We start from the raw sequence: 21582 nt of genomic DNA, 5'->3' as shown, positions 1-21582 counted from the left end.
CCCGCCATTGCCAGGGAAAAGGCCGGAGGAAATGCCGGGACGGGAGAAAGCCGGTCAGAGCGCCGCCGCCGCCTTGGCCACAAGGGCCGCATGTTCGGCAGGTTTCACCTTGCGCCAGACCGCGCGCACGACACCCTCTCCATCGACGAGGAAGGAACTGCGCTCCATGCCGAAATAGGTCCGGCCATACATGGATTTCTCGACCCATGTCCCATACTGATCGGCCAGAACATGATCGGGGTCGCTCGCCAGAGGAAAATCGAGCCCGAATTTATCGGCGAATTTATCGATCTTCGAGACGGGATCGGGGCTGATCCCGATGACCGTCAGGCCCAGCCCGCCGAGCTGCGGCAGAGCCTCCTGTATGCCGCAGGCCTGCGTCGTGCAGCCGGGCGTGTCGGCCTTGGGGTAGAAATACAGCAGGTAAGGGCGTCCCTTCAGCGCTGCCGAATCGACCTCGCGACCACGCGACGCCGCCATATGGAAGGCTGGCGCCTTGTCCCCGACCCCGATCATCCCTGCTGCTCCGTCCAGATAAACCGCCGCCGCAGCATGGCCGCGACGGCGCAGACAATCAATACGGATAAGCGGGATACATGAACGCAGGCGGAGGAGGCGGTGGGGGGGGGGGAGGAGGCGGCGGCGCGTAGACCACCATGGGCGGACGATAATAAACCGGCGGTGGAGGCGGAGCGACATAGACCGGCCGCGCATAACCCGACGTCAGCGCCCCGCCGATCAGCCCGCCGACGACTCCCCCCACGAACGCCGCGCCGACGCCGGGACGAGGGCCGCGATGCCATCCGCCATACCATCCCGGTCCGGGGCCGGGGGGCCCGTAGAACTGGGCATGCGCCGCCGGAGCCGCGGCAAGCATCCCCACCATCGGGACGAGCATCAGCCCGGTTTTCAGAAAACGACGCATCGGAGCACTCCTTTCGTCTGTCGACAGGACAAATCCCCGTCGTTCGATGAAGCAGAGTCATGCGCGTCCATCGTGACCGGAATCAGACCGGATGAGTCGTAAACACGCCCTATTTGTAACAGAACTTCTCGGAGACTGTTTCAGAAGTCCCCTACCGGCCCTCCGACGCTCACGACCGAAAAGTCCGCATGGAATCGGAACCTCCGGAACAGTCTTCTCAGCGTTTTTCCTGAGCCTTCAGAGTGCGGAACCCGGAGGGAACCGCGAAAATCCCGGAATCCTGCGGGTCATGCGCGACGGCGACGGCCCGCAGCATCGTCACTCCGTCCCGCGCGGCCTGAAGCAGCACCCCATCGGCCGTGTAACAGACCTGTGTCGTCCGTCCGTCGCTGTCCCGCCCGTTCCATTCTGTGCATTCGAACCCCGCCACATGGTCCACCCCCGCCCGAGCCCACTGACCCGGCGCCGGCACGCCGGGCGGCGCGAAACTGGCCAACGGCACGTCCATGGTGCTGACCACGCGATGCACGGTGTCCACAACGGAGAGCCGCCCCGCGCGGTAATCCGTTACCATGAAACTGGCGGACCCCTCCGGATCGATCCGTTGCAGCCAGCCCTCGGAGCGCCAGCGCATCCGCTGCCCCAGCTCCGTCCCGCCCGGCCCGGCGATCCGGTAGCGCACATCGGTATCGGTGAGCGGCGTCACCAGAGGCGCATCCGCCAGCGCCGGCCCCGCCGCCACGCCGAGCGTCAGCAGCACCGCCCCCAACGCCCCCTTCATGGCCCCGAGGACGCCGCCTTGCCGAGGCCGGTATGGAGGCCACCGCCCGGCGGATGACTCCCCTCGACCTTCTCAAACCCCGGCGGCGGCTCGAATTCCGCGGCCGGGATCGGCGCATAGGTCACGGTCTGCGCCAGGAGCTTGCCGCGGAGTCCGTCCGAATCCACGCCCTCCTCGCTGAGGATCACGCCATCCGGCGTCACGCAGGCGGTCGCCATCCCGCGCGGCGTCACGATGGCCCATTTTCCGCATTCCAGACCCGCCACCTTGTCCGTCCCTTGCGGCGTGAAATGCATGGACAGGTCGAGCAGGAACGGATTCCTCAGCCCGTGATGCGGCGTGACGACCGCGTAAAGATGCTGCTTCACCAGCACCAGCGTCACGGTCTGGGCCGGGCGATCGAGAATCGTCGCGCCGACATGGCTCAGCGGCTCGATCCTCAGCTTGTTGCCGTCCTTCGCAAAGGCGACGCTGACCTGCTCAGGCGCGGGCGCGCCCTGCGGCTGGACGGAATAGATCACCGTCACATCGCGCTCCGGCGTGAGACGCGGATGCGCGCCCTCCTCCGCCCGCGCCATCCCCGCTCCAGACCCGAGCCCCGCTCCGAGCCCCAGACAGGCCGTCGCCATCCATACCACACCCCGCATCCCGCGCCTCCTCATCCTCCGCCCCGCGCCGCCATGGCGCGGATCTCCCCTCTCAAAGCGTCGAGCCCGACCTCCGGGTTCCACCCCACGATCCGTCCGAGCGCGCGTTCGAGCAAGCCCTCATAGACGGAGGCCGGAATTTCCACGCAGCCGAAACGTTCGAGATGCGTCGTCGCATATTGCGTGTCCAGCAAAGTGAACCCGTCCCGCCGCAACGCCGCCACGAGATGCACCAGCGCCACCTTGGAGGCGTCCGTCACGCGGCTGAACATGCTTTCGCCGAAGAACGCGCCGCCGAGAGTCACCCCGTACAACCCACCGACCAGCCTGCCCCCCTGTCGGCACTCGACGGAATGAGCATGCCCCATGCGATGCAGCGCCGTATAGAGGCCCTGGATGCGCCCGCTGATCCAGGTCGTCTCCCGCCCCGGCGCGGGATCGGCGCATGCCTCCAGCACGCTTTCGAAATCCCGGTCCGACGTCACGGCGAACGCGCCGCCCGACACGACACGGGCCAGCCTGCGCGGCAGATGGAAGCCGTCCAGCGGCAGGATCCCCCGCTTCAGCGGGCGATACCACTCCAATTCGTCGCTCTCGCGGTCCGGCGCCATGGGGAACACCCCCATCGCATAGCCGCGCAACAACATGTCCGGCGTGACGTCCATTCTCCCCGAATATCAGAGAAACTGGCCTCCCCATATCACCTCGTGATAGGCGAGGAAGAACGTCGAACGGAGTCCTCCCCCATGCCCCTGACCTTCATCTACGCCATCGGCCTCGTCCTGCTTGCGGCGCTGTCCGTCTATGCGCCACATGCGCGCGGTTTCTGCATGACGCTGGGCGTGATTTTTTCGGCCTGTCTCGTCGTCGTCGGTCTGTTCGAGGCGTTTCAGCGCCGTTCACCCGGCTAAAGCCGCCGTATCCGCCTCATAGGCGTCCAGCACCTCGTCCGTTCCGCCATCCATCCGCACGCGTCCGTGCTCCAGCCAGAGAATCCGCGTGCACCATTTCCGCATGACTGGCAGGGAATGCGATGTCAGCACCATGATGTCCGCCGCCACCACCATCTCCTCCAGCCGCTCCTGCGCGCGATCCTGGAAATGCTGATCGCCCGCCATGAACCATTCATCCATCAGCAGGATCTGGGGACGCGGCGCGGTCGCCAGCCCAAATCCCAGCCGCACCGCCATGCCCGAGGAATACAGCGCCACCGGCAGGTCGAGAAACGCCCCCAGTTCCGCGAAGACCTCGACATCCGTCTCCAACTGCCGCGTGGCCGCCCGGTCGAAGCCGAGCATCCTGGCGAAGAGATGAATATTTTCCCGCCCCGTCAGCTCGCCGCTCATCCCGGCCTGCGGGTCCAGCAGGGCGTGAAGCCGCCCCCGCACGTCCAGCACCCCGACATCGGATTCATAGATCCCTGCGAGCGCCCGCAGCAGAGTCGATTTGCCCGCGCCGTTATATCCGATCAGCCCCACCCGCTCGCCGGGCCGCAAGGTGAAGCTCACCTCCTCCAGCGCCTGCACCGTGATGACGTCGCCATCCTGCATCGTTCCACCGACGGCGCCGCGCATCTGCCGGAAGAGCGTCTTCTTGAGCGACCGCGCGCTGCCGTGCAGCACGGGGAAGGACAGCCCGTACCCGTCCAGCCGGATGAGGGGCGACATGCTCATACCCAGAACGCCAGCTTCGACCGCACGCGCGCGAAGACCAGCACGGCCACGCCGCAGAAGACGCCGCTCACCCCGACCGCCACGGCCACGTCCCGCAATGCCGGCGCGTGCCCAAGCAGCGGCGCGCGGACGACTTCCAGCAGATCGAAAAACGGATTGAACACCAGCAACCGGGCATGGCTGCCCAACTGTTCCGGCCGCCAGATGATCGGCGTCACATAAAAGGCGATCTGCGTCAGCGCGCTCACGATCGGCGGGAGATCACGATACCGCGCGCAGAGCGAACCGAGCAGCAGACAGGACGCGAGCCCGTCCACCGCCCAGAGCGCCAGACCCGGGAGGGCCAGCAGCGCGACAGCCCCCGGCCATAGTCCGAACGCGATGAACACCCCGAGCGGCACCACGATGTTATGGGCGAAGACGATGGCGTTGCGGACCAACACGCGCAGAGCCTGCAATCCGTACGGCAGGCGGACCGACCTTATACTCCCCTCCACGTCGATGAAGCAGGTGCAAGATTCCTGCAGCAGCGCGGCCAGACCCGTCTGCCAGAGCGCCAGAGAGAGGGCGAGAAACGGCAGGTACTCCCTGAGGGTGACATGAAACAACCGCGCATAGATCAGCCCCATCGACCCCAGCATGAGCAGGGAGGACAGCGTCAGCCAGAACGGCCCGAGCAGGGAGCCGCGATACCGCAGCTTCACATCCAGCCAGCCCAGCGTCACCGCCAGCCGCCACAGCCGCGCCGCCTCGCGCAGATCGGCCCAGGCCGTGCGCCGCACGGGGACGACAGAAGGATCTGGAAGAACCGCGACATTCATGCTGTTCGCCTAGCCGATCGGCCATGGGGCCGCAACAGGGAAGCCCCGGCGCGGCCCTCCCGCCTCGCCCGTCCTTGCGCTTGTCGGAAAAACACAAAAAGGATAGGGCTTTATCAGAGATTCCTCATGAAACATCATTGACGCGATCCCGTTTTTCGCCGCAATTCATACTTAAATATCATTCAGGACGGATTTATCATTTCACGTCCCTGTTTCCGAGATTCTGCCCGCAGGTGATTGCTCGATGCCCGCTTCGCATGCCGCCCAACCCCCATCGTTCCGCTCGGCCGGGGCCTTGCGCGCCCTGTTGCTGATCGGCGTGTCCGCGGGACTTGCCGCCTGCGCCGAAACTCCCGTCCATGTCGCGCGCGATCAGGGCTCCGTCTTGCAGGAAGCCGCGGGCTATCGCGCCCGCGCAAAGCATTATTACGCACCGCCCGGTCCCGCCGGCGATCCGTGGGGCCCCTACATTGAGGAGGCCTCCACCCGCTTCGACGTCCCCGGCGCATGGATTCGCGCCGTGATGATGCAGGAATCCGGCGGCCGCCTCTTTGACCGCAGCGGCAATTTCACCACCTCCATCCCCGGCGCGATGGGGCTGATGCAACTCATGCCGCCGACGTATGACGACATGCGCGCCCAATACAGTCTTGGCGACGACCCCTACGACCCGCGTGACAACATCTTCGCCGGCACGGCCTATATCCGGCAGATGTACGACATCTACGGCTCACCGGGCTTCCTCGCAGCGTATAATGACGGCCCGGGCAATCTCGACGCCTATCTCCGCCGCGGCCGCCCGCTCCCGCGCGAGACCCGCCGCTATGTCGCTTCGCTCGGCCCGCAGGTCGCCGGAATCTGGCCGAACAACCGCTCCCAGGCCGATCTGATGGTCGCCCAGCATGATTCCGGCGAACCCGCTCCCGTTCTCGTCGCGCGCAACACGCCCCAGGCGAACGCCGTCAGCGCCGCATGGCAGCAACGCGGCCGCAGCACCGACGATTCCGGCGACACGGCCGACAGCAACGACACGCAACCCACTCAGGTGGCCGAGGCGGCAGCCCCGGCCGCCGCCGCGCCGACCCCGGCCTATACGCGTGACTGGGCGGCCGCCCCGGCCGCCAACGGCTCCGGCGAGGCCTCCTCCGTCCGCGCCGCCTGGGCCGCCCGCGGCGTCACCACTCCCCGTCCGGCGGTTCAACTCGCCGCTGCCCATGTCCCGGCGGAGAGCCTCGCTCAGGACGAGGAAGCCGCCGCCAGACCGATCCCCGCCGCGCCCACGCTCGCGGCGCGCCCCACACTGGCCCAGCCCGCGTCACATCGCTTCTCGTTCCATTTCATTACCCCGGCGATGGCGGAGCCGCTGCCCACCATCCACCACGCATCAGAGGGGAAATGGGCGATCCAGGTCGGCGCCTACAGTTCCGCCGCCCAGGCGCAGAGTGCCGTCGGGCAGGCCCATCGCAGCGCCGGCGCCACGTTGTCCAACGCGCGCGCCCTCGTCGCCCCCGTCTCCAGGGGCCGCGCCCATCTCTACCGCGCGCGCCTGACCGGCCTGTCCCATGAGGAGGCCGTCGCCGCCTGCCACCGTCTCGGCGGGCGCAGCCCCTGCGTCGTGGTCTCCCCCAACGGTTCCTGAAAGGGAGCGTCATGCGTCTTTTTCCGCTCGCCGCCTTCGCCCTGCTGGCCGCCACCCCGGCACATGCCGCCCTTCCGGTGGGCGCGAAAGCGCCCGACTTCACCACGCTCGCCAGCCAGGGGGGCAAGGAATTCCACTACAGTCTGGCTGACGCGCTGAAAAAAGGCCCGGTCGTACTGTATTTCTATCCCGCCGCCTTCACGCCCGGCTGCACGGTGGAAGCGCATGATTTCGCGGACGCCGTACCGAAATACAAGGCGCTCGGCGCGAGCGTGATCGGCGTCTCCATGGACCCGATCGCCAAGCTCGACCGTTTCTCCGTCAGCGAATGCCGCTCGGTCTTTCCTGTCGCCGCCGATCCGGACGGCGCCGTGACCCGCGCCTATGACGCCAAGCTGCCGCTGGTCTCCCATGCCGCACGAATCTCCTACGTCATCGCGCCGGACGGTCATATCGCGCTTGCCTACAGCGCCATGTCGCCGGACGAGCACGTCTCCCGCACGCTGGCGGCGGTCGAGGCGCTGAAGACCCACGCCGCCGCGCCGTAAGGCAATTCGGGACTTTGGCCGCTGGGAAATTGACAAGCCATCAATTGGCATGTCAATCATCTGCCTCAAGGAACGAGCCGTCTCGCCCGTCGGCAACGGGATCGCTTCCTCGGGAGGATGTCTCCATGGCGAGCACAGCCGGATGGCGTGACGGGCTGACGACCGGCGACGGCCGATTTTCCGACACGGCCACCACCTTTCACGTCGCGCGCCTCGCCGGGCTCTGGCGCGTGCTGCTGGACCGCGCCTTGCGGCCTCACGACATGACGCTGGCCACGATGCGGCCTCTCGCCTATCTCATGATGCTGCCCGACGGCATCTCCCAGCGGGAGCTTGCGCTGGCGATGAACGCCGACACGTCCACCCTCGTGCGCGTGCTCGACGGGCTGGAGCGTGACGCGCTGATCGAGCGGCGTCCCGCGCCGACGGACCGGCGCACCAACCAGCTTCGCCTGACGCCGGCCGGCCGTCGGACCGGCGCGCAGTTCCAGGAGATAGCCGCGGCGCTGGAGCGGCGGCTCCTTGCCGGAATCGAGGCGGAGGCTCCCCTGCTCAATACGCTCATGGCGCGTCTGCTGAGCAATGCCGAGGCGCTCCCGGACGCCTGACATGCAACGCCTTCTCGCCCCGTTCTCCGACGACGCGCGCTGGCGCGACCTTCTCACGCGCGCCGGATTTTCCGCCCGCTCCCTGGCGTCTATCGGTCTCGCCCTCGCCGCCTCCTTCGCGCTGCAACTCAGCTCTCCCATGAGTTCGGTGACGACGGTAATGATCGTCGCCAACCCGACGGTCGGCGCGCTGGTGTCCAAGAGCATCTGGCGCGTCTTCGGCACGATCATCGGCGGCGTCATCGGCGTGGCGATCATGGCGCTGTTCGCCCAGTCCCCGCCGCTCTATTTCCTTGCGCTCGGCCTCGTCGTCGGGCTCGCCTGCATGGTCGCGACCTTCCTGCGGCTGTTCCGCGCCTATGCCGCCGTTCTGACCGGCTATACGATCATCCTGATCTCGACCCCCTCCTTCGCGGACCCGGACACGATCTTCATCAGCGCCCTGTCCCGCCTGTCGTCATTGACCATCGGAATCGTCGTGACGGCGACGGTGTTCATGATGACGTCGCAACGCCGTCCGGCAACCGTCCTCCAGCAGATCGGCCAGGCCGTCCGCGCCGCCATCACACAGGCCCTGCTTTTCCATCGCGCCCATGGCGCGGAGGCGCTGAACGATCTCCCGAAAACGACGGCGACAGGCGCCACGGGATTCCGCACGCTCTCCCAGCCGATCTATTCCGGCAGGGACAAATTGCTCGCCCAGCTTGGCGCCCTCTCCGCGGCCGTCGAATACGCGGCGGTGGAAAATGCCGATCTGCGCCATGACCGCCGCCGTCTCCATATGGGGCTTGCCGCGCTGGGCGGCTTCGTGACCGCCCTTCACCCCTACTGGTGCAGCCTGACGACCCCCGGCCTTCCCGCCGCGCCGGTTCACGAATTCGCGGCGACTCTCATGGCGGAGCTGGAGGCGCTCACGGCCCATCCGGACTGGATGCGGGACAGCAAGCCGGTGCGCGAACGCCTCTACGCGGCGCTGACCGCGCTCGACGCGATGGAACGCGCATACGAACATCCCGTGATCCGCGCCGCCATCGAGGACACGCGCGACGCGGTGCATCAGATCACGGCGGCCATCGCCCAGCTCGCTCCCGATGTGACCGAGAAAGACCCGGCATGGATACCGCCCGTCCGGATGCCCGCGTATCACGAATGGGCGCCCGCCCTGCGCAACGGCGCGCGCGGTTGCGTCATCACCTGGCTGGCGGGGCTGATCTGGTATGTCACCGCATGGACGAGCGGACCGCTCTTCCTGATCTATGTCATCTCCGCGTCAAGCCTCATCTCGACCACGCCTTCAGCGTCGCGTTCGGCCCGGCCCATGGCCTACGGCACGCTGCTCGCCATCCCCGCCGGCTGCCTCTGCCATATGTATTTCCTGCCGCAGATCGACGGCTATCCCCTGCTGTGGCTGACGCTGTGCCTGTTCCTGCTGCCGGGAATCTGGGTGCAGTTCAGCCCGCGCTACGGGTTCTACGCCTTCGGCTATATCGTGTTCTTCTGCGTGATGCTCGATGTGGCCAATCCCATCCGCTACAACGACATCACGCTGCTTAACACCTGGCTCGGCTTCGCCCTCGGCTGCGCGCTGCTTGCGATCGTGTTCCGCATCGTTCTGCCGCCGGACGACCGTCTCGACGCCGCGCGCATCGTCGTGGCTCTGGGCGACGGGATACGCACGCTCGCCCGCACGCGCCGTCTCGACCGCACGGCCTGGGCCGCCTGGGAGGGCTTGCAGATCCAGAAGGTACAGCGGATGCTGATGCGCCTGTCCTTCGCCACCGGCCCCATCGACCGGCGCGAATACAGCGACGCCGGGCTCGCCAGCGTCTCTCTCGGCCGCCAGATCTACCGGCTCCACCGCCTCGCGGTCGATCACCGGCTTCCCGCGTCCTCATCGACGGTGCTGACGAACGCTCTCGACGCCTTCCGTTTCCTTCGCCGCGACCCCGTCACAACGGCCCGGCGGCTGGAGGACTGCGCGCTGGCGCTGGAAGCGCTCCCCGAGGCGGACGCCGCCCATCCCGAGACGCGCCGCGCCATCGGGATTCTGGAGCAGAGCACCCATCTTATCCGCGCGCTGCCCGGCTTCTTTCACGAGCGCGGCCCGCTCCAGCGTCATCCGGATCGTCCGGACGCCTTCGCCTCATTGACGCTGACGCCCGGCTGAAACACGCGATCAGTTGTCGCCCGTCTTCTCCGTCATCGTATAGGTCAGCACGACGTGATTGTCCTGATGCGGCTGGGTCGCGTTCGGCTGAATCTGCACGCCGATATTGTGCTTCTTGTAAACGGACTGAATCGCCTGCGTATCGGCGACCACGGCCTCGGTCGTGACCTGCGCGCCGGGCCTCAGCTTCGTCGCCGCTTCCAGCTCCGCCGTCGGCACCTTCTTGTTGCCGACGAAATTCACCTGATCGAGCACGAAAGGCGCGGGAGCGGCCGCGGCGGACGGCGCCATCTCCTCGATGGTGAGATAGAACTGGATCGTCTTGCCGACGAAACGCTCTTTCTCGCCGAATTTCGCGCCGACATTCTTTTGCTTGTACAGCGCCATGACCTGCTGGAGCCCTTCGTCCAGCTTGTTGCGCGTCACGGTGTCGCCGACATGATACGGGAAGGCGGCAAGAATATCCGCTGTGGGAATCTGCTTGTTCCCTTCGACCTTGAGGACTTTCAGCGTCAGCGGCGCATCCGGGCCGGGTGCGCTGGCCGCATGGGCCTCCGGCAGGACGGCGAACCCGGCGGCGGTTCCACCGAGCACGCCAAGTGCAAGGACAAGTGCGGGCGAAGCGCGCAGGGCGCGGCGAAAAGACATGAAAGCAGACATCGGCAGCCGGTCTCCATCGGATCGATTCATCACAACCTCACCATTCCGCACTGTTTCGGCGGAAATTTCAATTCGTTCGCGTGAGATTCACCGCCGCCGCGTGCCGGCGTTCCCATCGGTCCAACAACGGCAGGAGCGCCACGATGATGAAACACGCCCCGAGCAAGGACCAGAACAGCCCCCTCAACAGCGGCACATAAGGGCCGGCTCCGGACGCTGTCCCCGGCCCGACCTCGACCATGTTCGCCACCACGCTGCCCAGATAGAAGGACAAGGCCCAGAGCAGATAGAGCGAACCCATCATGAACCCCGACAGCCGGGCAGGCACATAGCGCGCGATGACAGCCAGACCCAGCGCCATGGTCAACAGCTCGGCGATCGAGGTGAAGCCGTAGCCAATCACCATCACCCAGCCTGAGACCAGCCCGCGCGCTCCCGCCGCGCACAGCCACCAGATCAGAAAGCCGATCGCCCCGAAGCCGAACCCGACAGCGATCTTCCGGGAAATGGACAGATCCGTTCCCCTGCGGCCGAGAGCATCATACAGCTTCGCCAGCACCGGGCTCGCCACCATGATCCAGAACGGATTCAGCGCCTGAAACTGCCCGGCGCTCATATGAAAGAGCGTCACCCCGCCGAGCCGGAACGTTCCATCCACCGCCCGCAAGGCGAAAAGGGTCAATGATGTCTGCTGCTGCTGGTAGAACAACGCGAAAATCATCGTCTCCGCACATAGCACATAGGCGATGCGCAGCCCGATCCGCTCCGCCGGGCCAACCTTGCGATAGAGCCACGCCCAGGACAGCACGATCACCATCGCGGCGATCCAGATGCACGCGCGCGCGATCGTCGCGCTGCCGAGTACGACGAATCCCGCCATCAAACAGCCGGCCGCCCCGATCGCCACGATGAGACTTGCCTGCGGCCGCGCGGCCGTCCGGTCGAGCATCCCGCCCACGCCGCGCAGCCAGCTCCGGCGGGCCACATAGAAACAAAGCCCCAGAGACAGCCCGCCCGCGCAGGTCAGAAATGCGACGGACGGACTGAAACGGTCCTGCAGCCACGGCGTCAGAAGCATCGAGACGGTCGAACCGACATTGACCGCCATATAATAAATGGTGAAGGCGCCATCGAGTTCGGCATCGTCGCCTTCATAGATGCGCCGCACCATGTTGCCGGCATTCGGCTTGAACAGCCCGTTTCCCGTCGAAATCAGCGCCATGGCGAAAATCAGGAGGTTCCGATGACCATCCGACAGCCCCAGCACGCCGTACCCCGCCGCCAGCATCACCGCGCCGATCACCATGCAGCGCCGCGCGCCCAGCAGGCGATCCCCGGCCAGACCGCCCAGCACGGGGAAAATATAGGTCAGGGCCGAGAACGCCCCGACGAGCAGCGTCGCTCCCCGATCCGCCATGCCAAGATGCTGCACCAGATAGAGCAGCAGGACGGCCTGCATCCCGTAGAAGCCGAAACGTTCCCACAGCTCAATGGCAAGGACGACGGTGAAGGACTGACGCCGGCTGGGCGCGGCAGGCACGGTCTGGGGGGACGACATCAGAAGGTTGATTTCCTCGCAAGGCCGCGGATCGCCGCCAGGTCATTGTTTGAGCCAGCGTCATACCACCTTCTAAGGCAATGCCCAGATTCCGGAATTCCGCATCGCCCCGACACACAGCGCAACCAGAGCGGTGACGGCGGCGAAGGCCGTCACCACGCCCAGCACCTCGCGCGAAAAGAAATAGCGGAGCCGCAGCCCGTTTCCATCTTTCCCGGCCATGTCAGACGTCCGCGCTCGTCACTTCTTCCCGGGCGAGGAAAGCCTCCAGCGCGGGATCGACCTTGCCGATCTCGATCCGCAGCTTCACGTAGAGGTTACCTGCCTTGTGCCCTCCATGCTCGGCGACGCCGCGCCCGGCGAGACGCAGCGTCGTGCCCGCGTCGGAATGAGCGGGCACCTTCATCGTCACCGGCCCCTTGGGCGTCGGCACGACCACCTTGCCGCCGAGGATCGCGGTGCGGAAATTCACGCCCAGTTCGGCCCGCAGATCGCGCCCCTCCCGCGTATAGACCGGGCTCGGCGCGACATGGATGGTGATCAGCGCGTCGCCGTTCTGCCCCGCTTCGCCTCCATTCGCCGCCGCCCGACCCGGGCCGCCCTTTCCGGCGAGACGGAGCGTCTGCCCGTCCTCGATCCCAGGGGGAATGCGCACCTCGACCGCGCCGGCCTCCGGCAAGGTCACGCGCGAAACGGCGCCCAGCACGGAGTCCTCGAAGGAGATGTCAAGCGTGTAGGACCGATCGGCCCCCCGCGTCGGCCGTCGCCGGCCGCCGTTGAACCCGCCGCCACCGCCACCGGCAAACATATCGGAGAAGAACGCGCCCAGATCCTCCTGCGAGAACTGCTGGCCGCCGAATCCGCCCGAAAATCCGCCCGCACCCGGATGAAAACCGCCTGCGCCGAACGGCGCGCGCTCATTCCCCTCGGCGTCGATCTCGCCACGATCGAACCGCTCGCGCTTCTCCTTGTCGCCGAGAATGCTGTAAGCGGCGTTCACCGCCTTGAAATTTTCCTCCGCCGTCTTGTCGCCCGGATTGTGATCCGGGTGGTATTTCTTGGCCAGCTTGCGATAGGCGCCGCGAATATCCTTCTCGCTTGCGCCCTTCGCCAGGCCGAGCGCCGCATAAGGATCGCTCACGCCCTTCTCTCCTTTCGAAAATCACGAACAAATATCATGGCACGCAATGTCGGAAACGTAACAGGGCGAATCAAGCGGCGCGAAGGAAGAATGTCCTCGCCCCGAGCATATTCGTGGACCTGCGGATACGGAAGTGCCTCTACCGCATGAAGGTCTTGGCCAGAATGCTCTGCTTCGCCTCGTCGATCGGCAGGCTGGTGTCCCGCAGCGCCACGCCCTGCCATCCGGCACCCATGGCAATGTAGAGATTGACGGCGTCGCGCAGACGCTCCGTGCGCGCCATCGCCTCGCGATCTTCCGTCGCCAGCGCCGCGCGTTGGGTCGTCAGCACGTTGAGGTAATCGGACAGCCCGGCCTTGTAGAGCCGCCGCGCGCGGTCGGCCGCCTGTTCCGCCTCGGTCCGCGCCGTGCCCAGAGTCGCCACGTAACGGTCGTCGTCCTGCCATGAGGTCATGGCATCCTCGACTTCCCGGAAGGCGTTGAGCACCGTCTTGCGATAGGCGAGGCGGCTGGCTTCCGCCCGTGCGCGCGCCTGCACGACCTGCGACGTGTAGCGGCCGCCATGCATCACCGGGAGGCTGGCGAGCATCATGAGGCTCCAGCTCATCGCATTCATCTCGAAAAGCTGATGCAGGGCGGACGCATTCGGGTTGAAATTCAGCGGAATGGCAAAATGCGGGTAGAGCTGCGCGACCGCAACGCCGATCCGCGCCGTCGCCGCCGCATAATCGCGCTCGGCCTCCCGAATATCCGGACGGTTGGCCAGCACTAGGGACGGCAGGGTCGACGGAAAACGCGGCAAATCAGGCAGCCGCACGGAGCCCTTGCCGTCCGTCGGCACCGTTTCGAGCGTCTGCTTGAGGTCGCCCGGCATATCGCCCAGCAGCACCGCGATCGCATGTGCGATCTTGCTCGCCTGCGTCTTGAGCGGCTCCAGCGTCGCCTTCTCGCTGTCGCGTTCGCTGAGCGCCTGTGCGGTCTGAAGTGTCGTTCCGACACCTTGCAGATACAATCTCTGCGTCAGATCCACCTCGGACTGCGCGTTCCGCACGTTCGCTCCCGCGATCTGCAGGCGCAACTGCACGCCGCGCAGGGCCATGTAGTCGATCGCCAGTTCAGAGAGCATCGTCATCAGCACGGTGCGCCGCGCCTCGATGCTGGCGTCGATGCCGCGCTCCGACGCCTCGACCTCACGCCTGATCCGGCCGAACGCGTCGATCTCCCAACTGGCCGACGCGCCGTACGTCATCAGCCCGGTCTGCGGCCGGTTGATCGGAGTGTTCGGACGCAGCGGCCAGTTGCCGACGATCGTCGAATAGCGGTTGTCCCCGCCGCCGACATCCACATCGAGCTGCGGATACCAGGCCGAGGCCGCCTGCTCGCGCACCGCGCGTTCCGCGATGATGCGCTGATCCGCGATCAGAAGGTCGTAATTCCCCTTGAGCGCCTGATCCACCAGACGATTCAACAGCGGATCGTGGAACTGCGCCCACCACTCCCGCATCTCCGCCTCGGTCCGTGCGATCTCCTCGGGCGTCGCCGGGTGGGGCGCCTCCGTAAAGGCGTCGGGCACGCTCATGTGATCGGGCTTGTAATTCGGGCCCACCGTGCAGCCCGCGAGCTGGGACGCGACGGCCGCCAGCAGCAACGCCCGGCGCAGAACCTTACGGCACGCCATCACAGATGCGTCTGGAGCCAGTTGGTCAACCGGCCGCGCTGGCTGGCGGTCGGATTGCCGATGGTGACCGTGCAGGTCATGCCCGCAGCCAGCACCACGTCCGGCGGCACACGGTCGATATGCAGGCGGACCGGAATACGCTGCGCCAGCCGGACCCAGGTGAAGATAGGGCTGACGTCCTGCAAGCCCAAACGATCGGAAATACCGTTCTGGTCGTTGATACCGCGCGCGATGGAGACGACATGGGCGGGCAGGATCTCCCGATAGCCCATCAGCTTGATCCGCGCCGGATCGCCGACGTGAATGCCCCAGAGCTTGGTTTCCTCGAAATACCCGTAGACCCAGAAGCTGTTGGCGTCGATGACCGCCACCCGCGCCTCGCCCGCGTGAGCGTAATCGCCCACACGCAGCAGCAGGTTCGTCACATACCCGTCGACCGGCGAATAGACGACGGAACGCTGAAGATTGAGGCGGGCCGTATCCAGCGCCGCCCGCGCCGCATCCACCGCGTCCTGCTGGGTCGCGACATTCGAGTTGTAGATCTCCTGCTCCTCGGCCGAGACGATGCCGCTCAGCCCCATGCGGCGCTTCGCATCGTTCTGGCGGAGTTTCAGGTCTTCCTCGGCACTCGCCAGCCGCGCCTCGGCCTCGCGGATCGCCAGCCTGAAACGCAGAGGATCGATGACGAACAGCGGATCGCCGCGATGCACGTAGTCGTTGTCATGCACCGGGACGGCGACGATCGTGCCGGATACTTCCGGCGCCGCATCGACGACATAGACACGCACGCGGCCATCGCGCGTCCATGGCGCGATCATGTAGGTTTCCCACAGCGTATAACCCAGCAGCACCGCGACGCCGAGGACCGTCAATGCCAGAGCCACCCGCAGCAGCGTACGTATCACCAGCACAGAGACAACCTCCCGTCCGGACGGCGTTCAAGAAGGGACAGATCAGACATAGAGCACGAGAAGGCAGACGACGCTGACATACAGCGCGACCTCGAAGAGCGCGACATGCCAGAACCACTCCAGCGCGCCGGTGCGCCAGAGCAGAAATCGAACCAGCAACGTTACGGGAATGGCCACGATGGCATAGACGGCGATGGGGGCGATGAACACGCCGAAGAGGTTGAACTCGCTCAACACGGGCGACACTCCGCCCGACCGCCCCGGCCCTGCATCTTCCGGACCGGCGTATTCCTTACCCCAGAAAGACCGGATTGTGTCCCGAAGCCGCGCAACAACCTTTTTCCATCTCCGCACGTCCGGTGCAAAAATCGGACGCCGAGGCTCTTCATAGAACGCGCAAGTTTACGTGACCAGACGCGCAACCCCGGAAAATTGAAAGATTTTTTAAAATTACCTTACCGGCGCGTGAAAATATTGCGAACCCCGCCCGCGGCCTTGCGCCCGGCGAAACGTCCGAGCGGGCCGAACAGCAGTCCGGTCAACGTCGAGAGGGCGAATGCCTGCTTGAATTCGAGGAATTTCCGGTCACGCCGCACCTTGGCTTCGAACTCGACCGGATCGGCCACGCGGCGCATGCCCAGCAGTCCGAAGATCACCACGATCAGCAGATCGAACCCGAGAACGCTCGCGGCGGATTCCAGCGCCGAGAAATGCAGCACATCCAGCGCGAAGGCCCAGAGCAGCCCATGGAGGGAGACGGCGGCGAAAAGGCCGAACACCGCGGCGATGACGAAATAGGCGACGCGCCGGCCGATCCTCAACGCGAGACGTTGCAGGACCAGACCCTGTGCCTCGAGCGCCTCCTGACCGAGTTCGATGACCTTCATGAGCGATACCAGCCTCTCCCAAGCGGGCTCACACACCACCGTCATCGCCGGACTCGTCCGGCGCGCGGGGCTGCGGCTCCAAAATCAGTTCCGGGCCGCAGCCTATACCTGAAACGGGTTACTTTGACAGCCGTCCGGCAACGAAACCGACGAGGCTGGAGATCAGAACCGCCGCGATGGGCTGGGCGCGAACCTTGGTCGTCACGCTCTTCACGTGCTGGTCCCGCAATTCGCGCGCATGGGCGACGGCGTGATCGGCCTTGTCCGCCGCCTCCAGAAGAGCGGGGTTGATGCGCTGGCTCAGAAGGGCTTCGAGTTGCTCCTTCAATGAATCGATCTGTTCCTGAGTCGTCTTCGTCGCGCTTTCGACCGCGGTCTTGATGTCCTTGCCCATTTTTTTCGTTCTCCTGATTGCGTGAATGCGCCACTCTCGCTCGCGCTCCGGATAACGCCTCGCTCGCCGGAGCGGTTTCATTCCCGGGACGCCATGACTTTTCCCTTCCTCGCCTTCGATTCCCTCGCGCTCGAGATGTCCCGGGGCGAACGCGTCGCCTTGCTCGCCGAAAGCGCAGCGGAGCTTGCCCGCCTCTCCGACCTGATCACAGGCCAGCTCGTCCCGTCCCCGGGCGCGCAGCGCCTGGCCGGGACGGAGATCGGCGCCCTCCCGCCGTGGCGGCGCGCCATCGGCCTCGTCAGCCCCCGCTTCCCCCTGCTTCATCGTCTCGACCTCGCCGCCAATCTCGCCCTCCCCCTGCGCGCGCGCTCCCTCGACCGCGCCACCTGCGCGGCGCGCGTGAACCATCTCCTCGCGCTGACCCGGCTCGACTCCGCCGCCCGCCGCCAGCCCCGCGCCCTCTCCGCCGAGGAAACCTTCCGCGCTTTGCTTGCCCGCGCCCTCGCCCCCGAACCCTCCCTCCTCCTCCTCGAAACGCCATTCGACGGGCTGGAGCCCGCCGCGCGACGCCGGGCCGATTCCCTGCTCGGCACGCTCCTGCCCGCGCTGAACATCACCACCCTGCTGCTGACGACGGAGCGCGAGGACGCGCTGCGTTTCGGCGGCCGCATCGCGATCCTGGCCGACGGGCGCGTGGTCCAGATCGCCGATCCCGCCACTTTGTTCGACCGGCCCGCCCATCCACGGGTGGCCGTCGGATTCGGCGGGGCGAACGCCCTGCCCGGCCAGGTGCAGGACATCGTCGACGACATCGCGCGCGTGCGCCTGCGCGACGGCGCGGAGGCCGAAGGTATCGCATCCCCCGGGCTGATGCCGGACGCGCCCTGCCTGCTCTGCGTCCGCCCCGATCGCATCGCCCCGCATTTCGGCCCCGCACTCTTCACGGAAGACGGGGAGCACCTCCTTGCCGCGACGCTTCAGGAGACGCTCCACATGGGCGATCATATCCGGCTGCGCTTCCGCCTTGCGGACGGGTCCGATCTCGTCGTGTCCCGGCCGCCGCTCCAGTCGCAACGGCCACCGCGCCCCGGCGCGCGCGCGCAGCTTGCGTGGCCGGCCGCTCAGGCTGTAGCCTTCCCGATGCCCCGGGAGTTATAAAAGGAAGCGGCAGGGGGAGTTGTATTAAAATTGGGCTGGATTAAATGTGAGCCACTTTTCCTTTAGGGTCGCACTGCTCCGCCCGGCGCGATCGGCCAGCAGAACTGGAACACCCCTGCACCCGCCTTGCGCCCTGCCTGTCCGCCTCGCCCTCTCGCGCCGCGTCCTGCGCCGCGTCCGTCAAGGCGGGCTTGTCCTGGCGGCGCTGGCCACCGGCCTGACACTTCCGCCGGACCACGCACAGGCTCGCCCCCGCCAGTCGCATCATGCCAGTCGGCCTGCACGCTCGTCCCAGCCAGTCTTTGCCTTGCCCTCCGGCATCTCCGCGTCCGATACCCTCGTCATGCCGGATCAGCCTTTCGCCCTGCAAAGCTGGGACGGTCTGCCGGAGACGCTCCGCCAGCACGCCACCGCCCCGACAATGACGTGGAGCGCAGTGATGCTCGACGACATGCTGCTCGCCCTCGCCTGTCGCGACGGGCTGGTGCAGCATCTGGCGCCCGCCGCGCCCGCTTCCGGCGCACAGGCGGGCGAGTCTCCCTGCGGCATTCCGGCGGGCACGTCGCGCATCGTCCTCGCCTGGGATCAGAGCCGCATCGGCAACGGCGCGACCGACTGGAGCGCGCTCTGGGACGTCGCCCAGCATCCCGGCAAGCGCGGCCTGCGTCTCGACCCGCGCTCCACGCTGGAAATCGCCCTGCTCGCCGACGGCGTCGCGCCGAACGACATCTACACCACGCTCGCCACGACTTCGGGGGTGGATCGCGCCTTCCGCAAGCTCGACCAGTTGCGCCCCTATATCGTCTGGTGGCGCACGCCGGAGGACGCGGCGCGCATCATGTCGAGCGGCAGCGCGCTGATGACCAGCACCCCGGCCGACGAACTCACCGCCATCGGCTCCAAATCCGGCTTCGTCGCGCTCTGGACCCAGAGCCTGCTGCAAAACCTTTCCTGGGCCGTTCCCCGCAATCTGCCGGACGCAGACGTCGCCCACATCGTCGCCATGCTGCGCGATCAGCCCCGCCACCACAACGATCCCCCGGACAAGGCAGCCGGCAAGACGCAGAGTCTGACGATCGATGACAAGTTCTGGGCGGATCACTGGGAGGAATTGCAGCAGCGAATGGAGAACTGGCTGAAGCAATCGCCATGAACCGATGATCCCGCCCCTGCTCCGCCTCGCCGGACTCGTTCTGGCCGCCGCCGTCTTTCTGCCGATCCTGCGCCACGCGCCACGCCGCGCGCTCGATCTCGCCCTGCTGACGCTGCTGCCCGGGCTCCTGCTCGCCGTCATGCTGCCCGGCCTCGCCTTTTCCCGCCCGCCGATTGCGGTGGCCATCGGACAGGGCGTCTGCATCGCGCCCCTGTGCCTCTTTCCCGTGCTGATGCGTCTGGCGACGCTGCAAGACGGCCTCGCCCGCATCACGGCCGGACTCGGCGCGGACCGCCTCACCCGCCTGCGCCTCGTCTGGACGCCGCTGCTCGGCCCCGCCCTGACCGCGACACTGGCGTCGAGCCTCATCGCCGCCTGCTTCCTTCCGTCCCCGTTCGACCCGTCCCTCTTGCATGCGCCGCGCGCGCTGCTCATTCAGGACAGATGAGCGACACCGCCCCCTTCTGGAAAACCAAGTCGCTCGACGCGATGAGCCGCGCCGAGTGGGAATCGCTTTGCGACGGCTGCGGGCGGTGTTGCCTGCACAAGCTGCGCGACGAGGAAACGAACGCCCTCCATTATACGAATGTCGCCTGCCGCCTGCTCGATACGGAAAGCTGCCGCTGCACCGATTATCTCCACCGCTTTCGCAAGGTGCCCGATTGCGTCTCCCTGACGCCCGATCTGCTGAACGAGATCGATTGGCTCCCCCCGAGCTGCGCCTATGTGCTGCTGCGCGACGGCAAGGATCTACCGGACTGGCACCCGCTCGTCTCCGGCTCGGCGGAGAGCGTGCGCACCTCCGGGGCGTCGGCGGGCGGGCGCATCATCAGCGAGCGTCACGCGGGCGATCTGGAAGACCATATCGTCGCCTGGCCGGGGGAATGGGCGGCCCCGCCCCGGAAGGGACGCAAGCATCGGAAGGGGGCAGCCGACCGCACGCATGACCCGGTCTGACCCGCTCGTCCGCTTCCGCCGCTCGTCCCGCGCGCGCCGGGTGTCCCTCCGGCTCGACCCCGCCGATGGCAGCGTCATCATCACCCTGCCGCCCGATGCGTCCGAAGCCAAGGCGCTCGACTGGATGCGCGCCAACACCACGTGGATCGCCCGCCAGCGCGCCGCCCTTCCGCGCCCTTCCGCCCTCGCGCATGGCGGAACGATCCCGTTTCAGGGTGCGCTCCTGACCATCGTCCATCGGCCCGACGCCTCCCGCGGCATCCATCAGGACGAAACGACCCTCACGCTCGGCGGTGATCCGGCGACGATCCCGTCGCGCCTTCTGACCTGGCTGAAAGGCCAGGCCACGCTCATCCTGCCCGCTTCCCTCGGGCGATGGTCGCAGGAGATGAACGCCCATCCCGCCAGCCTCACACTGCGCGACGTGCGCTCGCGCTGGGGAAGCTGCTCACATGAGGGCCGCATCATGCTGAGCTGGCGTCTCGTCATGGCGCCCCCGCCCGTGCGGGATTACGTCATCGTCCATGAACTCGCCCATCTGACCCATTTCGACCATAGCCCCGCCTTCTGGGCTCATGTGGAGCGCTTCTGCCCGGTCCGCGCCCGATCGGAGGCATGGCTCCGCACGCATGGCCGCGCCCTGCTCGCCATCGGCTGACCGAACAGGGACTTGCGCCCCTCCCCCGACGTGATAGATGAGCCCGACGGCCTGCTCGGCCCTCTATGCTCAGGCATCGCGAACTTGGCGGAATGGTAGACGCACGAGACTTAAAATCTTGAGTCCGCAAGGGCGTGCGGGTTCGAGTCCCGCAGTTCGCACCACAGACACCTGAAATAGCACGATTTTTCGGCTGAATGAGGGGCAAAGGCTGTCTTTGCTCCATCGTCCTTCCCCACTGAGGGAAGATTCTATGCTCCGTGTCCGAGGCACCACTTACCACTTCCGCCGTATCGTTCCCCCTGCCCTGCGAGCAGCCTTAAACCGGCGGGAAATCTGGGTTTCTCTAAAAACCGGCTATCAGAACGAAGCCCGCAAACGCGCTTCTCTGCTTCATGCCAGAACCACAGAACTGTTCATGCAAGCCCATTCTGTGCTGGCTGAACCGGATGCTTTAGGCGTAACCGGCCGCTTGAGACCGCCCTTGATCAAGCTGCCTGTTTGTGAGGTGTTACCACAGGCCGCCAATTCCACGGCAACAGTTCGTGCAGACGATTGACCTTGTGGTCGTTGATTCTGGCGATGACGTCGGCGAGATAATTGTGGGGATTGAGACCT

General features: G+C 66.4%; 27 protein-coding genes, 1 tRNA gene and 1 pseudogene. 12 read left to right on the top strand and 17 right to left on the bottom strand.

The genetic code is table 11. The features are described 5' to 3' along the window. Positions 1-54: 54 nt before the first annotated feature. The 5 genes from bcp to aat all read right to left on the bottom strand — a co-directional run bounded on the left by bcp (position 55) and on the right by aat (position 3018). Positions 55-516, bottom strand: coding sequence for a thioredoxin-dependent thiol peroxidase (bcp, locus tag EDC31_RS13015; RefSeq protein WP_042058689.1), 462 nt, complete (start codon positions 514-516; stop codon positions 55-57). A 58-nt stretch (positions 517-574) separates the two neighbouring features. Next, complete coding sequence (locus tag EDC31_RS13010; RefSeq protein WP_042058686.1) at positions 575-925, bottom strand: hypothetical protein; 351 nt, start codon at positions 923-925, stop codon at positions 575-577. Between the two features lie 217 nt (positions 926-1142). Further along, positions 1143-1706, bottom strand: coding sequence for a hypothetical protein (locus EDC31_RS13005; RefSeq protein WP_042058685.1), 564 nt, complete (start codon positions 1704-1706; stop codon positions 1143-1145). Further along, on the bottom strand, positions 1703-2353 hold the full coding sequence (locus tag EDC31_RS13000) for a hypothetical protein (protein ID WP_132127089.1): 651 nt from the start codon (positions 2351-2353) through the stop codon (positions 1703-1705). Before EDC31_RS13000 ends, EDC31_RS13005 begins: the two co-directional genes overlap by 4 nt. An 11-nt stretch (positions 2354-2364) precedes the next feature. Continuing rightward, a complete protein-coding gene (aat, locus tag EDC31_RS12995; protein WP_042058679.1) occupies positions 2365-3018 on the bottom strand; it encodes a leucyl/phenylalanyl-tRNA--protein transferase in 654 nt (217 codons plus the stop codon). A gap of 81 nt (positions 3019-3099) precedes the next feature. On the opposite strand from aat, the gene EDC31_RS17750 reads away from it, so the two are divergent. Beyond that, positions 3100-3264 carry a hypothetical protein gene (locus EDC31_RS17750; protein ID WP_158310324.1) on the top strand — a complete coding sequence of 55 codons (165 nt, stop codon included), beginning with the start codon at positions 3100-3102 and terminating at the stop codon, positions 3262-3264. Here EDC31_RS17750 and EDC31_RS12990 read toward each other — a convergent pair. Together EDC31_RS12990 and EDC31_RS12985 are read right to left on the bottom strand one after the other, a co-directional pair. Further along, positions 3253-4026 (bottom strand): ABC transporter ATP-binding protein, encoded by a 774-nt coding sequence (locus EDC31_RS12990; protein WP_239641657.1) that lies wholly within the window; start codon positions 4024-4026, stop codon positions 3253-3255. The two genes, EDC31_RS17750 and EDC31_RS12990, sit on opposite strands and share 12 nt — an antisense overlap. Continuing rightward, positions 4023-4847 carry an ABC transporter permease gene (locus EDC31_RS12985; protein ID WP_042058674.1) on the bottom strand — a complete coding sequence of 275 codons (825 nt, stop codon included), beginning with the start codon at positions 4845-4847 and terminating at the stop codon, positions 4023-4025. The genes EDC31_RS12990 and EDC31_RS12985 overlap by 4 nt, the downstream gene beginning before the upstream one ends. A 244-nt stretch (positions 4848-5091) precedes the next feature. Between EDC31_RS12985 and EDC31_RS12980 the strand changes: the two genes are divergently transcribed. The 4 genes from EDC31_RS12980 to EDC31_RS12965 all read left to right on the top strand — a co-directional run bounded on the left by EDC31_RS12980 (position 5092) and on the right by EDC31_RS12965 (position 9809). Continuing rightward, entirely contained in the window at positions 5092-6486 is a 1395-nt protein-coding gene (locus EDC31_RS12980) for a lytic transglycosylase domain-containing protein (protein ID WP_132127088.1), read from the top strand. 11 nt (positions 6487-6497) lie between these two features. Continuing rightward, a complete protein-coding gene (locus EDC31_RS12975; RefSeq protein WP_042056709.1) occupies positions 6498-7034 on the top strand; it encodes a peroxiredoxin in 537 nt (178 codons plus the stop codon). Positions 7035-7159: 125 nt separating this feature from the next. Continuing rightward, a complete protein-coding gene (locus EDC31_RS12970; protein ID WP_081797439.1) occupies positions 7160-7642 on the top strand; it encodes a MarR family winged helix-turn-helix transcriptional regulator in 483 nt (160 codons plus the stop codon). A gap of 1 nt (position 7643) precedes the next feature. Then, positions 7644-9809 carry an FUSC family protein gene (locus tag EDC31_RS12965; protein ID WP_239641564.1) on the top strand — a complete coding sequence of 722 codons (2166 nt, stop codon included), beginning with the start codon at positions 7644-7646 and terminating at the stop codon, positions 9807-9809. A gap of 9 nt (positions 9810-9818) precedes the next feature. Here the strand turns inward: EDC31_RS12965 and EDC31_RS12960 are convergent, their stop codons facing one another. From EDC31_RS12960 to EDC31_RS12925, 9 genes are all read right to left on the bottom strand, one after another. Then, complete coding sequence (locus EDC31_RS12960) at positions 9819-10469, bottom strand: POTRA domain-containing protein (RefSeq protein WP_158310304.1); 651 nt, start codon at positions 10467-10469, stop codon at positions 9819-9821. A gap of 67 nt (positions 10470-10536) precedes the next feature. After that, positions 10537-12027 carry a peptide MFS transporter gene (locus tag EDC31_RS12955; RefSeq protein ID WP_042056707.1) on the bottom strand — a complete coding sequence of 497 codons (1491 nt, stop codon included), beginning with the start codon at positions 12025-12027 and terminating at the stop codon, positions 10537-10539. 72 nt (positions 12028-12099) lie between these two features. Continuing rightward, entirely contained in the window at positions 12100-12249 is a 150-nt protein-coding gene (locus EDC31_RS17745) for a hypothetical protein (protein ID WP_158310303.1), read from the bottom strand. A gap of 1 nt (position 12250) precedes the next feature. Then, on the bottom strand, positions 12251-13168 hold the full coding sequence (locus EDC31_RS12950) for a DnaJ C-terminal domain-containing protein (protein WP_042056705.1): 918 nt from the start codon (positions 13166-13168) through the stop codon (positions 12251-12253). 139 nt (positions 13169-13307) lie between these two features. Then, positions 13308-14846: an efflux transporter outer membrane subunit gene (locus tag EDC31_RS12945; protein ID WP_042056702.1), complete on the bottom strand. Its 1539-nt coding sequence runs from the start codon at positions 14844-14846 to the stop codon at positions 13308-13310. Further along, positions 14846-15757, bottom strand: coding sequence for a biotin/lipoyl-binding protein (locus EDC31_RS12940; protein ID WP_042056701.1), 912 nt, complete (start codon positions 15755-15757; stop codon positions 14846-14848). Before EDC31_RS12940 ends, EDC31_RS12945 begins: the two co-directional genes overlap by 1 nt. A gap of 42 nt (positions 15758-15799) precedes the next feature. Further along, positions 15800-15994 carry a DUF1656 domain-containing protein gene (locus EDC31_RS12935; protein WP_042056716.1) on the bottom strand — a complete coding sequence of 65 codons (195 nt, stop codon included), beginning with the start codon at positions 15992-15994 and terminating at the stop codon, positions 15800-15802. Positions 15995-16212: 218 nt separating this feature from the next. Further along, positions 16213-16644, bottom strand: a complete 432-nt coding sequence (locus tag EDC31_RS12930) for a phage holin family protein (protein ID WP_042056700.1) — start codon at positions 16642-16644, stop codon at positions 16213-16215. A gap of 118 nt (positions 16645-16762) precedes the next feature. After that, positions 16763-17038, bottom strand: coding sequence for a hypothetical protein (locus EDC31_RS12925; RefSeq protein WP_042056698.1), 276 nt, complete (start codon positions 17036-17038; stop codon positions 16763-16765). A 93-nt stretch (positions 17039-17131) separates the two neighbouring features. Between EDC31_RS12925 and EDC31_RS12920 the strand changes: the two genes are divergently transcribed. The 7 genes and pseudogenes from EDC31_RS12920 to EDC31_RS18450 all read left to right on the top strand — a co-directional run. Then, positions 17132-18196, top strand: a complete 1065-nt coding sequence (locus EDC31_RS12920; protein WP_052511695.1) for an ABC transporter ATP-binding protein — start codon at positions 17132-17134, stop codon at positions 18194-18196. Positions 18197-18242: 46 nt separating this feature from the next. After that, positions 18243-19349 (top strand): extracellular solute-binding protein, encoded by a 1107-nt coding sequence (locus EDC31_RS12915; protein ID WP_239641562.1) that lies wholly within the window; start codon positions 18243-18245, stop codon positions 19347-19349. 4 nt (positions 19350-19353) lie between these two features. Beyond that, complete coding sequence (locus EDC31_RS12910; protein WP_052511691.1) at positions 19354-19797, top strand: hypothetical protein; 444 nt, start codon at positions 19354-19356, stop codon at positions 19795-19797. Continuing rightward, complete coding sequence (locus EDC31_RS12905) at positions 19794-20306, top strand: YcgN family cysteine cluster protein (RefSeq protein WP_042056695.1); 513 nt, start codon at positions 19794-19796, stop codon at positions 20304-20306. The genes EDC31_RS12910 and EDC31_RS12905 overlap by 4 nt, the downstream gene beginning before the upstream one ends. Further along, the gene (locus tag EDC31_RS12900) at positions 20293-20964 is read left to right on the top strand and encodes a M48 family metallopeptidase (RefSeq protein ID WP_042056693.1); all 672 of its coding nucleotides are present in this window, start codon (positions 20293-20295) and stop codon (positions 20962-20964) included. The genes EDC31_RS12905 and EDC31_RS12900 overlap by 14 nt, the downstream gene beginning before the upstream one ends. Before the next feature lie 78 nt (positions 20965-21042). Further along, positions 21043-21128 (top strand) — tRNA-Leu (locus EDC31_RS12895). Positions 21129-21217: 89 nt separating this feature from the next. Next, a pseudogene (locus EDC31_RS18450) lies at positions 21218-21331 on the top strand (DUF6538 domain-containing protein); the annotation flags it as partial. 121 nt (positions 21332-21452) lie between these two features. On the opposite strand, the gene EDC31_RS12885 reads toward EDC31_RS18450, so the two are convergent. Beyond that, positions 21453-21582: transposase domain-containing protein (locus EDC31_RS12885; RefSeq protein WP_132127087.1), on the bottom strand; the 130-nt coding region annotated here is incomplete at its 5' end.

It is taken from the genome of Acidomonas methanolica (genome assembly GCF_004346035.1).
Lineage (GTDB): Bacteria > Pseudomonadota > Alphaproteobacteria > Acetobacterales > Acetobacteraceae > Acidomonas > Acidomonas methanolica.
Note: the sequence above shows the minus strand (reverse complement) of the source record. Positions and strands in the feature narration are given on the sequence as shown.